General features: G+C 40.3%; 9 protein-coding genes. 2 read left to right on the top strand and 7 right to left on the bottom strand.

Going from position 1 to position 13,953, the window contains the following annotated elements:
- Positions 1-4: 4 nt before the first annotated feature.
- The 4 genes from typA to B4B65_RS01075 form a co-directional block, all read right to left on the bottom strand.
- Positions 5-1,810: a translational GTPase TypA gene (typA, locus tag B4B65_RS01090; protein WP_115170240.1), complete on the bottom strand. Its 1,806-nt coding sequence runs from the start codon at positions 1,808-1,810 to the stop codon at positions 5-7.
- A 79-nt stretch (positions 1,811-1,889) separates the two neighbouring features.
- On the bottom strand, positions 1,890-3,080 hold the full coding sequence (gene kbl / locus B4B65_RS01085; RefSeq protein WP_201681147.1) for a glycine C-acetyltransferase: 1,191 nt from the start codon (positions 3,078-3,080) through the stop codon (positions 1,890-1,892).
- A gap of 128 nt (positions 3,081-3,208) precedes the next feature.
- On the bottom strand, positions 3,209-4,456 hold the full coding sequence (locus B4B65_RS01080) for an ABC transporter permease (protein WP_201681146.1): 1,248 nt from the start codon (positions 4,454-4,456) through the stop codon (positions 3,209-3,211).
- A gap of 136 nt (positions 4,457-4,592) precedes the next feature.
- Entirely contained in the window at positions 4,593-5,021 is a 429-nt protein-coding gene (locus B4B65_RS01075; protein WP_201681145.1) for a DUF2147 domain-containing protein, read from the bottom strand.
- Between the two features lie 220 nt (positions 5,022-5,241).
- On the opposite strand from B4B65_RS01075, the gene B4B65_RS01070 reads away from it, so the two are divergent.
- Together B4B65_RS01070 and B4B65_RS01065 are read left to right on the top strand one after the other, a co-directional pair.
- A complete protein-coding gene (locus tag B4B65_RS01070; RefSeq protein WP_201681144.1) occupies positions 5,242-5,595 on the top strand; it encodes a phage holin family protein in 354 nt (117 codons plus the stop codon).
- Positions 5,596-5,786: 191 nt separating this feature from the next.
- Positions 5,787-7,691, top strand: coding sequence for a heavy metal translocating P-type ATPase (locus tag B4B65_RS01065; RefSeq protein WP_293912601.1), 1,905 nt, complete (start codon positions 5,787-5,789; stop codon positions 7,689-7,691).
- A gap of 88 nt (positions 7,692-7,779) precedes the next feature.
- On the opposite strand, the gene B4B65_RS01060 is transcribed toward B4B65_RS01065, so the two are convergent.
- The 3 genes from B4B65_RS01060 to B4B65_RS01050 form a co-directional block, all read right to left on the bottom strand.
- Positions 7,780-9,183, bottom strand: coding sequence for a PepSY-associated TM helix domain-containing protein (locus B4B65_RS01060; RefSeq protein ID WP_293912598.1), 1,404 nt, complete (start codon positions 9,181-9,183; stop codon positions 7,780-7,782).
- 122 nt (positions 9,184-9,305) lie between these two features.
- A complete protein-coding gene (locus tag B4B65_RS01055; protein WP_293912595.1) occupies positions 9,306-10,817 on the bottom strand; it encodes a SusD/RagB family nutrient-binding outer membrane lipoprotein in 1,512 nt (503 codons plus the stop codon).
- Positions 10,818-10,827: 10 nt separating this feature from the next.
- Positions 10,828-13,881 carry a SusC/RagA family TonB-linked outer membrane protein gene (locus tag B4B65_RS01050; RefSeq protein ID WP_293912592.1) on the bottom strand — a complete coding sequence of 1,018 codons (3,054 nt, stop codon included), beginning with the start codon at positions 13,879-13,881 and terminating at the stop codon, positions 10,828-10,830.
- Positions 13,882-13,953: the final 72 nt, after the last annotated feature.

The raw sequence follows: 13,953 nt of genomic DNA, 5'->3' as shown, positions 1-13,953 counted from the left end.
ACGATTACTGGAATTTTTTCGCATTGATTTTACGTTCATTCTCTGTCAGGTAGATCTTACGCAGACGTGTACTTTCCGGTGTTACCTCGATGTACTCGTCAGCCTGAATATATTCCATAGATTCTTCCAGTGAAAATTTGATTGCAGGAGCAATACGTGTATTATCATCCGTACCTGAAGCACGCATATTTGTCAACTGCTTACCTTTCACGATATTGATAGTCAAATCATTATCACGGATATGTTCACCCAAGATCTGTCCTTCATAAATATCAACTCCCGGATCTACGAAGAATTTACCACGATCCTGTAATTTATCGATAGAGTATGCAGTAGTTGTACCTTTGTCAAGTGAAATCAATACACCATGAAGACGTCCAGGGATCGTTCCTCTCCAAGGCTCGTATCCTTTCAGACGGTGAGCCATTACAGCTTCACCAGCTGTTGCTGTCAATACGTTGTTACGAAGACCGATGATACCGCGTGATGGAATCTCAAATTCCAGATGCTGCATTTCTCCTTTTGTCTCCATCACTAACAATTCACCTTTACGTTGCGTTACCAACTCGATTACCTTACCGGATACCTCAGCAGGAACATCTACCACCATCACTTCAATAGGCTCACATTTCACACCGTCAATCTCTTTAACGATAACCTGTGGCTGACCTACCTGAAGCTCGTATCCTTCGCGACGCATTGTTTCGATCAATACTGATAAGTGAAGAATACCACGACCATATACCAACCATGCATCAGGAGATTCTGTAGGAACAACGCGTAATGCAAGATTTTTCTCTAATTCTTTCTGCAGACGGTCATGGATGTGACGTGAAGTAACATATTTACCCTCTTTACCGAAGAAAGGAGAGTTATTGATCGTGAACAACATATTCATGGTAGGCTCATCGATATGCATAACCTCCAGTTGTTCCGGGTTTTCAAAATCTGCAATAGTATCACCGATATCAAATCCTTCGATACCTACTACAGCACATATATCACCTGATTTTACTTCTGTAACTCTCGCTTTACCTAATCCTTCAAATACATACAATTCTTTCACACGTGATTTCACGATTTTACCGTCACGTTTTACCAATGATACCGGTTGTCCTTCTTTGATCAGACCACGCGCTACACGTCCTACTGCGATACGTCCTACGAAAGTAGAATAATCAAGAGATGTAATCTGCATTTGTAACGTACCTTCTACTACCGGAGCAGACGGGATATGTTTCAGGATAGCATCCAGAAGGTCTGTAAAATCTTCTTTAGGTTCTTTCCAGTCTGTAGACATCCATCCTTGTTTAGATGAACCGTAAAGTACAGGGAAATCTAATTGCTCTTCATTTGCATCAAGACTGAAGAAAAGGTCAAAAACATTTTCATATACTTCATCAGGACGACAGTTTTCTTTATCCACTTTGTTTACAACAACAATTGGTTTCAGTCCTAATCCCAAAGCCTTCTGCGTCACGAAACGTGTTTGAGGCATCGGTCCTTCGAATGCATCCACCAAAAGGATAACCCCGTCAGCCATTTTTAGTACACGCTCTACCTCACCACCGAAATCGGCGTGACCAGGAGTGTCAATAACATTGATTTTTACACCCTGATAGGTAACAGAAACGTTTTTAGACACAATGGTGATACCGCGTTCGCGCTCCAGATCATTGTTATCCAAAATTAAGTCGCCTTTGTTTTCCGAATCTCTGAAAAGATTGGTAAAGTGTAAAATTTTGTCAACCAATGTAGTTTTACCGTGGTCAACGTGTGCGATGATCGCTATGTTTCTGATATTCTGCATCTAGCAAATGTTTGTATATAAAATTTGAGGGTGCAAAGCTAACGATTTTACACCACAATTTTTATATCATCACTAATTTTTATTTTATAACCCCCAATTCCTGACCGACTTTAGTAAACGCAGCAATAGCTTTGTCCAGGTGATGACGTTCATGACCAGCCGATATCTGTACTCTTATCCGGGCTTTTCCCTGAGGAACAACAGGGTAATAAAAGCCGATTACATAGATACCTTCTTCCAGCATTTTTGTTGCAAATTCCTGTGCCAATTTAGCATCATACAGCATTACAGGCACGATTGGATGAAATCCCGGCTTAATATCAAAGCCCGCAGCAGTCATCTGTTCACGGAAGTATTTGGTGTTATTTTCTAATTTGTCACGAAGCTCTGTTGTCTGACTCAACATATCGAGTACAGCTACCGAAGCACCTGCAATAGCCGGCGCCAATGTATTTGAAAATAAATACGGGCGGGAACGCTGACGTAACATATCTATAATTTCTTTTTTACCGGAAGTAAATCCTCCACTAGCTCCGCCAAGTGCTTTTCCCAGTGTTCCGGTAATGATATCCACACGGTCAATCACATTATAGAGTTCGTGTGTACCCCTACCGTTTTTACCGATAAAACCTGTACAATGCGACTCATCGATCATCACCAATGCTTCATATTTATCGGCAAGATCACAGATCTGATCTAAAGGAGCTACCGATCCGTCCATAGAGAATGCACCATCAGTCACAATAATTTTGTGACGGGCTCCTGAAGCAGCTTGCAGCTGAGCTTCAAGATCTGCCATATCAGCATTTTTATAACGGAAACGCTGTGCTTTACACAATCTGACTCCATCAATGATAGATGCATGATTCAGCTCATCTGAGATAATAGCATCTTCCGCACCAAATAAAGGTTCAAAAACTCCACCATTAGCATCAAATGCTGCTGCATATAAGATTGTATCCTCTGTTCCCAGAAAAGTTGAAAGCTTAGCTTCTAATTCTTTATGAATATCCTGCGTACCACAGATAAAACGTACAGAAGACATTCCGTATCCATGTGAATCGATAGCCTGCTTAGCTGCTTCAATCACTTTAGGATGAGAAGAAAGCCCCAGATAATTGTTTGCACAGAAATTGATAACTTCGGCACCTGTGCTTACTTTAATATCGGCTCCTTGAGGTGTCACGATAATACGTTCTTCTTTATACAAACCAGCTTCTTTAATGGCTGCGATCTCTTTCTGCAATGCAGGTTGAAGTGTCTTATACATAATAATCTATTTTAGCACGTAAAAATACAGTTTTATCTCTGAAGAAAGGGACGCAGAAGACCGGTTTAAAGAAAATTTAATCCAAATTGCACAAAAAGAAGACTGTGGAAACGATTGTTTAATTTTCACTATTCATAACGGAGAGCTTCAACCGGATCGAGGCGGGAAGCTTTAGATGCAGGATAATAGCCTGAAACTACTCCAACAAAGATACAGACAGCCATTCCGAGAAACATCCATTTCCATGGAATAATAAAGCTGGCACCAAGCGCAACAGCCAAAAGATTTCCAATCGAAATGCCGAGAATAATCCCGGCTAATCCTCCCAGAATACAAATAACAATGGCTTCCATAAGAAACTGTTTTCGTATTACTCCGGGAGTTGCCCCTATAGCTTTTCGCACCCCGATCTCACGTGTGCGTTCCGTCACCGAAACAAGCATAATATTCATAAGGCCAATAGATGCACCTAATAATGTAATAGCAGCAATTGCAATTGCACCATAGGTCACATAATTCAGATTCTGCATAAGCATCTGTGCTACTGCATCTGATTTTATAATTTCAAAATTAGAGGTTTGTCTTGCATTCAGGCCACGTATCTTACGAAAAGTAAGAATTGCCTCTCCTTCTGCCGCATCCATTTTGAGCGGATCCGGAGACATAACAGTGATGACATAGGAAGGATTCGCATTCTCCATCATCATCCTTGCTTTAGAGATCGGTACAAAACAAGCTTTATCCGCTCCGAATCCGGCACTTGAGCCTTTACTTTCCAGCACACCGATCACTAAGAAGCGGTCATCTCCCACTGTAATATACTGACCTAGCGGATTTGTATTGTTTTTAAAAAGTTTCGTCGTTATCTCTTTTCCGATAATCACGACAGAACTTCCCAACTCCACATCTTGTTTTGTAAAATTCCTTCCGTCTGCAATTTTATATCCTGAAGTCTGCAGGTAATTATCATCTCCGCCTATTACTCCGATATTTGGATTAGTTTTCTCACTCTTAAATTTAATAGTAGAAGCCCAGGTTACATTTGCATTGATAGACACAATAGCATCTGTACTGAACCGGTCTTTAAATTCAATAGCCTGTTTATACGTAATCGCAGGATATACTTTGGGTTGACTCCCCTGATCGCCGATCCGCACATTAAGTCCCCTATTACGAATATTAAAGGAATTAGAGCCCATGGAAGAGAAAGAGTTGGTCAATGAACTCTGGATCGCATCGATAGAGGTAAGAACGCCTATCAAAGCCGTAATACCAATCGCTATGATCAGAGCTGTCAGGAATGTCCTGAGCTTATTGCTTACAATAGATTGCAGCGCAAGCTTGACATTTTCGCGGTAAGACATATTAACGGACATATACGATTGTATTATTTATATCAAATTAATCGATTAAAAATCAAAAAACAAAGGCCTTGATAAAATATCAAGGCCTTTTCAACCAAAAACCACCTTATGAAATCTAATTTACTAAATTCTTTATGTTACAAGCGGTTTATTTTACCCTTGTAAAAGTATCCGTACGACCAATAAGACTTACACCTACATATCCCCGGATATCCAGTTTATCTCCTTTAAGCGTCATCTTACAGCTATATGTTTTTCCGGATTTAGGATCATATACTTTTCCGTTTTCATAGAGATTCTCTTTTACCTTTTCAAAGTTGGTCAGATTCTCCATTCCAAGAACAGCTCTGCTTTTGAGTTTATCATCCGGATTTTTTACATCTTTTTTTGGATGACCGGATTCATCGTTTGGCGTTTTAAGCCAATAAATCTTCCCGTAAAACTTATCACCCTTTTTATAAATCTCGACTCTTGCCTCTCCGCTTGGGTTCTGCCATTTACCGATTACAGGATCCGTTTGAGCAAATAGAGCTACTGTTACGAATAGCACCATTAATGATAGCATTAATTTCTTCATGATCGTTACTGTTTATAATTGCAAGAGTGAATATACGAAAAAATAATTATGCAAGCATAGCATTTTTTTATTTTTTTTATCACCTTACCGTATCATGACAGAGCAATATGAGATAACTAAAAGTTTAGAAAGTAGTTGAAAATCTTCTTTTTTAGAGTTTAAATTGGTTTTTGGCACTTATTTTGAACGTTTTTATCCGGAACTTTTAAACCATTTTGCTATGAAATTTATTATTAGTTTATTACTTACCGGCGTTGTAGTAGCAGTATCAGCCTGGATCATTCCGGGAGTTTATGTTGCAGGTTTCGGCTGGGCAATTGTAACCGGACTGGTTATCGGATTTGTTAATGCGACTGTAGGAAGTATTCTTCGCTTATTTACCTTCCCTTTGAATTGGTTGACTTTAGGTTTGGTGTCTTTTATTATTACTGTACTTATGGTATTGTTAAGTGATAAAATTATGGGCGCTAAATTCGATGTCACCGGATTCTGGACAGCGGCATTATTTGCAATTGTTGTCGCTATTGTAGAAATGATATTATCCGCAATCTTGGGATCTTCAAAAGATAATTGATCTGTCCAAGTTTACAATACATACGGGATCCGGTTTAATATCGGATCCCGTTTTTGTTTTCACATATTTGTATTGTTTATTACAGCGTGTTTACTTTAGTTTTTAAGATTTTATGATGTAATATCTTCGTTTTCTTGTTTTTAATCTGCTAATTTAGAAAAAATCAAAATAGCGACTTTTAATTTCAAGATATGTGCGAACATCATCACGACCATAATCATACAGAGATCAAAGAAAGCCCCTGGTGGGTCACACAGAGGAACTTGCTTATTGCCCTTTTCATCTTACTGACCCTTCTGCTACTGGAATATGCTTTCCAAATTACTATCCCTTCCTATTTACAACTTCTTTTCAGCGCTGTAGCTTACTTACTGGCAGGCTGGCCAGTCATTGATCTTGCGGTCAGAAAAGCTTCAAGAGGTGACTTTTTTAATGAGTTTGTACTAATGGCGATCGCAACTATCGGAGCTTTTCTGATCGGAGAATATGAAGAAGGAGTTGCGGTAATGGTATTCTATCAGATCGGGGAATGGTTTCAGGATAGTGCCGTAAACAAAGCGAAAAGAAATATCAAAGCTTTATTGGATGTCAGGCCGGAGGAAGTTACGGTGATCCGAGACGGAAAGGAACATGCAGTACATCCAAATGAAGTACATATAGATGAGATTATCCGTATTAAAGCCGGGGAAAAGGTAGCCCTAGATGGTATATTATCCTCGGATTCTGCATCATTTAATACCGCAGCTCTTACCGGCGAAAGCAAACCGGACACAAAGTACAAAAATGAAGAGGTCTTAGCCGGAATGATCAATCTGGAAAAAGTGAGTTTGGTACAGGTTAAGTCCGCTTTTAAGGACAGTAAACTCAGCCGTATTCTGGAAATGGTGCAGGACGCTACCGCCAGAAAGTCACAGACCCAGCTCTTTATCAGTAAATTTTCAAAGGTATATGTTCCTATTGTATTCGGACTTGCGGTAGCAGTCTGTCTGCTTCCGGCATTATTTGTTGATGAATATATATTCAGAGAGTGGTTTTATCGTTCACTGGTCTTTCTGGTGATCAGTTGTCCATGTGCATTGGTGGTCTCCATTCCGTTAGGCTATTTCGGAGGAATCGGACTGGCATCCCGGAATGGAATACTCTTTAAAGGAGGCAATTTTCTGGACGCAATTACTACAGTAGACAGCATTGTGATGGACAAAACAGGGACATTAACAAAAGGCGTATTTGAAGTCCGGGAAATCAAAACCACTGAGAATATTACACCTTCTGAATTGCTCCGTTATGCCAAAGCAATTGAATCTCAGTCCACACACCCTATTGCTAAAGCCGTAATGCGATATGATAATAATGCAGAACCTGTTCAGCCTGCCGAACAGGTGGAGGAGATTGCCGGACACGGACTGAAGGGAATGTCCTATGGCCGGGAGATTCTCGCCGGAAATACAAAGTTGCTCGATAAATTCGGCATCTCCTATCCTGCTGAAATCAAAAATATCGTGGATTCTATCGTTATATTGGCTATTAATCAACACTATGGAGGTTATATTACGGTTGCTGATCAGATAAAGGAGGATGCGGCGGAGGTTATCCGTAAGATGAAAGACAGTGGCCTGCATACGGTAATGTTATCGGGAGACAAGGAGTCTGTTGTCCATGATGTCGCTCAAAGGTTAGGCATAGATGAGGCATATGGCAATCTGCTGCCTGAAGATAAAGTAAAGCATGTACAGGCATTACTCGATCAGAACCGAAAAGTTGCATTTGCAGGAGACGGTGTAAATGATGCTCCTGTGGTGGCATTAGCGACAGTAGGAATTGCTATGGGCGGATTAGGAGCTGATGCTACAGTAGAAACGGCAGATGTGGTCATCCAGAATGATGAACCCCGTAAAATCCTGGCGGCAATCCGGATAGGTAAATTGACAAGGAATATTGTTTGGCAGAATATCATATTGGCCCTAAGTGTAAAAATCATTGTTCTGATTCTGGGTGCCGGAGGAGTGGCCACACTCTGGGAGGCGGTGATTGCCGATGTGGGTGTTGCTCTGGCAGCGATCCTCAATGCTGTTCGCGTACAGCGAATGAAAGTGTAGTTAATGGTCAAATTCAGGAATATAAACAAGGGCTGTTACATACTTTGCAACAGCCCTTGTTTATATTCAGATAGCGCACAAATTCTACTTAAGCTATTCCGGGTTTTATCTTTTTCTTTTTTGTTTTCTTCATCTTATTTAACCAGATCATAACTCCTGTGACCGGAAGTGAAGTCGCAATCAGACAGGAAATAAAATACAGCAGCTTGGTAAACGGACCATATACATCTCCAACATGCAGACTCTTTACAGAAGAGGATATGCGTTCATTCAAAGGCTTTTCCGAAAAAACTTCCTTTTTCAGAACTTTTCCGGAATACTGATCCAGCAGCAGTCTGTCTGCAGTGGACGGCGCAAAAAATCCTTTTTTATACTTGGATATAGATACTGTACCAACAGAATCGGAAGCCAGAGAGACCATATAATCTCCCGGATAAACAAGTTCCTTATCCGCTATTGCCAGGAGCTGATTCACACGCAGAGAAGCATGTTCCGGCCCTGGATATATTGATTCTTCTTTCTTTTCCTCTTTTGGAGGTGCTGCACCTTCTTTCGGAGCTTCCTTATAGGTCCCCCAGGTCTTCTGCCAGCCTGTCCGATACCAGTCAAATGACCAGAAAGGTCCCGTTACACCCATCAGAAATAAAATAATACAACTGTAAAAGCCCAATGTATTGTGCAGATCATGATTTATACGCTTCCATTTTGCAGACCATTTGATCTTTAACCCGTTCTTCCAGCCTCTTAGACGCTGTGGAAACCAGATAACGATTCCGCTGATCACCCCTAATGTAAAGAGCAAAGTCGCTGTCCCTGTGATCCAGCTCCCCAGCTTTCTGTTTTCCACTCCTTCAATAAGAGGTTTCTCTATTTCATTCAGCATAAGCCAACGGTGCAGGCTAAACATCTTTTGCATAAAAGCTGCTGTCTTTGTTTCCTTTTCCTGCGGATCACCCAATAATTCACCGGTATACGGGTTGATCATCATCTGATTGGCTCTTTGACGCCCGCCAGCCGGAGGACCAGCCTTTTTCTCTTTTTGCTGCCCTTCTTTTTTATTTTTTCCTTCTCCGTTTACAGCAAGACTTTCTTTACGCTCATTTTTGGATTCAGGTTTTTCAGGCTTCTTCTCAGACTTACCTTCTCCCTCAGATTTTCCTTCTTCTTTTTTAGGTTTGCTGTACAAGATGGCATAGGCCCTCTCCGGATCTTCGCTAATTCGAATTCCTGAAATTTTGCCTTTAATTTGTTTTTTCGCTGCAACGAGAAGATCATCCGCTGTCATTGCCTCTTGGGAAGTCTTTTCCACTTTAAAAAGATGCGGGGCTGCAGCTTCACGGATCTCGGTATTATATACATAGATTGTACCCGTCAGACATACAATCAAGACAACGATACCACTGATCAAACCAAACCAAAGGTGAAGGTCGTTGAAAAACTTACGGATTTTCGGCCATTTTGAATCCGCCGTTATTTGTTTTGATTTATTCATTTTCTCTCTCTTTAATGATTCATCAAATAAAAATCAGGCAATGCTGCTTTACAGCATTACCTGATGTAATTGTTATGTACTCCTATTTATTGACTACCTGAAAATATCCTGATAGCATAAAATTAATTTGCATCCCACCATACTTTAGAAGTCAGGACTCCATTCTCTCCCTGAGCCACTACATTTTGATTATTTGTATTAACCTCTGTTTCCGGATACATAAATCGTAAAGGATGTGCTCCAGCTGTAGGCGAAGATACAGAATTCGGGAAGTTTGGAAAGCCAAGGCGTCTGAAGTCATTCCATGCCTGAATATTATTAATACTATTCAATGCCAGCCACTTTTGAGTTATTATCCTTTCAATCTTATTCGTAGCCGTTGCATAACTGACGCTGTTCTGATTGATATAGGTCTGTATATTATAATTGTTGACATTAAACAAATAGTTGAATGACGCCTGAACACCGCTTTGGTACAGTTGACTTGCCACTCCGCTAATCCACCCTCTTTCTACAGCCTCGGCCTGCAGGAAGTTGGCCTCCGCCAATGAAATAATCATACTGACCTGATTAAATGATTTTATAATCCCTGCCGGTTGGTTAGAATTCTCTGTCGGACCTTTGAAGGCTGAAGTCGTTGCGGCTGCAAATTCATTAGCAATCGTGTTGTTTCCGAAAATTACTCCTTTATAATCTCCTGCAATACTTGTATAATTCTGTGCCAGACGAGGGTCATTAAATTCCTTATACTTGCTGATCAGGTATTGAGTAGGGCGTATATTTGCATAATTTGCAACTGCTACACCTGCATTATTACGATAAAACGTTTCATAGAAAGGATTCATTTTAGTCGCAGTATTGAGGTAACCGGGATTCACGCTCGCATTCTCTAATAGAAAACCTGACCCCTCCTGTACAATTTTCGCAATCTCCTGTGTAATGTAAGCGGACTGTGCAGAAACTTCTGATTGTCTTAAAAGTGCTCTCAATTTTAATGTATTTCCAAACTTTGCCCACTTAATTTTATCTCCTTTAAAGAGGACATCATCATTTGTGGGCAACAGGGATGCAACTTTGATTTCCTGAATACCTTCAGTGATCAGGTTGATAGATTTGGTATACACATCTTTACCCGGCTCATAGGATGGGTGCAGAACAGCTGAACCTTTCAATGCTTCATCGAATGGCACATTGTTATAGAAATCTACAAGGATAAAGAAGTGATAAGCCATCATAATTTTGGCTATCCCTGAATAGAATTTAGCATCTTCTGTATTTGCCTGATCCAATATTTCCTTGTAATACAAAAGATTGTTGTAGTTTGATTCCCAAACCGGAACTCCGTCACGGGTATCCCGGATAGCCGGCCCATTATACGTTTTCAGCGATGTAAATGAACTAACCCCCTCATTGGATGTTCCCCAATAGCCGCCCCACAATCCTCCGATCTGGTTTAACTGAATAGCCTCATTCGCTGCTGTTGTAACCAATGCAGCAGGCAATTTGGCATTTAAACTTAAATTTTCCTTTATCGGAGAGTTCGGATTCACATTTACATCCAGAAAATCACTACATGCTGTTAATGTAATAGAAACGAATGCCAGCAAACCTATTTTTATAATATTGTATTTCATCTTCGTGTTATTAAAAAGTCATGTTAACATTAAAGCCCATTGATCTTGCTGAAGGAATCTGTCTGAAACTGTTGTATCCGTCTGTTTGATTATACAGTGCTTCAGGATCACCTATTGTGTTAGAAGAATGTCTGATAATAAACAGGTTATTTCCTACAAATCCAATACTTGCTTTTTTAATCAGCTTCTGCCCTGCCAACCATTTTCCCGGTAAATCATACCCGATATAAAGCTCTCTTAGTTTTAAATAATCGCCTTTTGCTGCAGTGGTTGTCTGGATATTTCCATATGCAGTCCACCAGGCTTTATCTCCTTTAGAGTATACATCGGTATTCTCAACGATAGAGCCGTCCGCTAACCGTACCATAGAATTTGGCATAATAAACGGCTGCCTGTCATACTTAGCCGTTTCCGGGTGGGTCCCGGCAGCATACATCCGAGGCACAACCTCAGAATACATCCAGCTACCTAATCTCGAATCGATCTGAAATCCTACTGTCAAGGATTTATAGCTGAATTTGGTATTAAATCCAAACAGATAAGGAGGAACCATTGTACCTAATACTTTCTCGTCTGTAGATGGAATAACATTTCCGTCTTTATCCAGTACAATCTTTCCGTTCTCCCTTAGAAAATCGGTCATACGAAGGGTAGGGTATTGCAAACCTTTGATGGCATACGCCTGTCTGAAAATATTAAACTCATCTCCCGCATATAGATTTTTCGCTTTGGTATCTGTATAACTGAAATTAACCCCAAACTCCAATGTTACATCTTTATTTTTAATAGCAGTACCGTTAATCATGACCTCAAGTGTCTTATTGATTACCTGCCCCGCATTCACAATAGTAGAATTAAATCCCGTGGCACTGGATATTCCGGCATTGAAAATCTGTCCGTCAGAATCTGAATATGCGTAAGCGATATCGGTCCGCAATCTGTCATTAAAGAATGCCAGTTGGGTTCCCACCTCAAATGATTTTACAAATTCAGGTTTGATTAACAAATTCGGTTCTGATAGTGATGGCGTAAATCCGACCAGACTACCAAAAGGGAAACCTCCGGTCTGACTGTACGTCAGGTTTAATCTGTAAGGATCTAAGGTAACATTACCAGTCTTGTTATACGAAGTGTAAATCCGTCCATAACTTAGAATACTGCTGTTCTTAAGACTTTCTATTGCATCTGTAAACACAAATGATGAACTGATCCCCGGAGAGAAGTAACTGTTATTATTCGGATCCAGGACGGACACCTGATCATTTCTACCTGTTAAAGTCAAAAACAAATAATTTTTGTATCCCGCTGTAAACTCACCGTAAGTTGCCAGTGAACGATATTTCGTTATAGTAGATCCTCCGGTCAGCTCTCCTGTTCTTGAACCTTGGTTGAATATATCTTCAAACAATAAATTTGCAGCACTTACGTTGATGAGTTTCGAATCATCCATCCGAACATTCTGTCCAACCAATAATTTGGTCGTGAAATCACCGAAGTTCTTGTGAAAATTCAAAATCAAATCATTATTGAAGCGTGTGAATCCACGGTGTGTATCATTTACTGAACCATTGATATTTCGTGTAGCAATATTTGATACTAACTTACGGTTAGTGACCCTTCCCGGTTCGGACTGGAAATAAAGACCTGTTCTGTAAGTCGCATCAAACCAGTCTGTAAACTCATAATTGAATTCCAGTTTTGAATTTAAAGTATGCTGATCATACATATTTCTATTATTATCCGCCATAAAAATAGGATTTCTGGTACCTGCTACTGGATTATACCAATTGAGCGGATGATTTGGAGAGCTTGGATCCTCCCAGTTTCTTGCTTCTTTATAATCTATATTAGCGGGCTGAGTATAGACTGATAACCAGGGACCATCACTTGTTGTATTGTTCTTGAAGAATACATAATTCATATTAAATGAAGTATTCAGCTTATTAAAACGGCGTGATCCGTTAAATCTGGCACCTGTACGACTGGATCTGTCACCCGGAATTACTCCTTTTAAACGGACATCCTGTAAAGACACAAAGTAAGAACCCTTCTCATCTCCTCCGGAAAATGATAAATCATTCTGGGTAGTGATTCCAGTATCAAAAAAACCTAACCTGTTATCTTTAGACGGAGCAGCGTAAACTTTTGTTGGCTGTACTCCGTTGATTGGCAAACCGAAATCTCTGGTTTCCCCATTAAATTTATCTCCCCACGACTCGTTAGCAACTGGACTGTAAACACCATTCTGCCCTTGTCCGAAGACCGTCTGCGCCGGAGGTAATAAAAATACATTTGAGAATGTAGTACTGTTACTGAAATTGATCTGACCTCTTTCTGATCTGCCCGATTTAGTCGTGATCATAATAGCACCATTAACACCTTCAGATCCGTATAAGGCCGCAGCATTTGCTCCTTTAAGCACAGTGATATCCTGTATGTCATTTGGATTGATACGGGTAATATCCGGCAAAGGAACTCCGTCTACAACATATAAGGGGTCATTTTTAGATCTGTTCAAAGAGCGTGTTCCTCTCAAACGGATCTGAATACCCGGATCTGTTTTTCCTGTTGTCAGATCCGTAGCATTAATCCTCAATCCGGCAACCTTACTTGATAAAGCCAGTAAGGGATTGACCACTTTACCTAAATTAAGCTCTTCATTGTTGACCGATTGTGCAGAAGTACCCAATTCTCTGGACTGTCTTTTTATACCCAAAGCCCCCGTTACAAGAACTTCGCTAAGCACATGAGGATCTTCTTCCAGGCGAAAAATAAGATCGGACTGACTCGTGTTAACGACGACCTCAGCAGCAACATAACCAATATGGGAGATCACTAATGTCTGTCCGCGATGTGCACGGATACGGAAGGAACCTTGAGAACCTGTAATTACGCTTCCTGAACGCGGATTTTCTTTCACCGAAACCGACACGCCACTGATAGGCTCATCACTTTTCTGATCCAGAATACGCCCTTCCAGGGTAATATGGGTCTGCGCCGATGATTCCGAAACGCACATCGACATCCATACAAGTAATAAGATTGAAAAGTATTTTTTTAACATATCTTAATATTTTAAATTGAATAAGTATAAAATTTTCTATATTTGATTTAGATTCAGTCTAAATAAATAATG

It is taken from the genome of Sphingobacterium sp. UBA5789 (assembly GCF_002418355.1).
In the GTDB taxonomy this organism is placed as follows: Bacteria; Bacteroidota; Bacteroidia; order Sphingobacteriales; family Sphingobacteriaceae; genus Sphingobacterium.
This window is presented reverse-complemented; position numbering and strand designations above follow the sequence as displayed.

Excerpts from the sequence above, each read along its gene's own strand:
- typA (WP_115170240.1), bottom strand. The coding sequence starts at position 1,810 with ATGCAGAATATCAGAAACATAGCGATCATCGCACACGTTGACCACGGT.
- kbl (WP_201681147.1), bottom strand. The coding sequence starts at position 3,080 with ATGTATAAGACACTTCAACCTGCATTGCAGAAAGAGATCGCAGCCATT.
- B4B65_RS01080 (WP_201681146.1), bottom strand. The coding sequence starts at position 4,456 with ATGTCCGTTAATATGTCTTACCGCGAAAATGTCAAGCTTGCGCTGCAA.
- B4B65_RS01075 (WP_201681145.1), bottom strand. The coding sequence starts at position 5,021 with ATGAAGAAATTAATGCTATCATTAATGGTGCTATTCGTAACAGTAGCT.
- B4B65_RS01070 (WP_201681144.1), top strand. The coding sequence starts at position 5,242 with ATGAAATTTATTATTAGTTTATTACTTACCGGCGTTGTAGTAGCAGTA.
- B4B65_RS01065 (WP_293912601.1), top strand. The coding sequence starts at position 5,787 with ATGTGCGAACATCATCACGACCATAATCATACAGAGATCAAAGAAAGC.
- B4B65_RS01060 (WP_293912598.1), bottom strand. The coding sequence starts at position 9,183 with ATGAATAAATCAAAACAAATAACGGCGGATTCAAAATGGCCGAAAATC.
- B4B65_RS01055 (WP_293912595.1), bottom strand. The coding sequence starts at position 10,817 with ATGAAATACAATATTATAAAAATAGGTTTGCTGGCATTCGTTTCTATT.
- B4B65_RS01050 (WP_293912592.1), bottom strand. The coding sequence starts at position 13,881 with ATGTTAAAAAAATACTTTTCAATCTTATTACTTGTATGGATGTCGATG.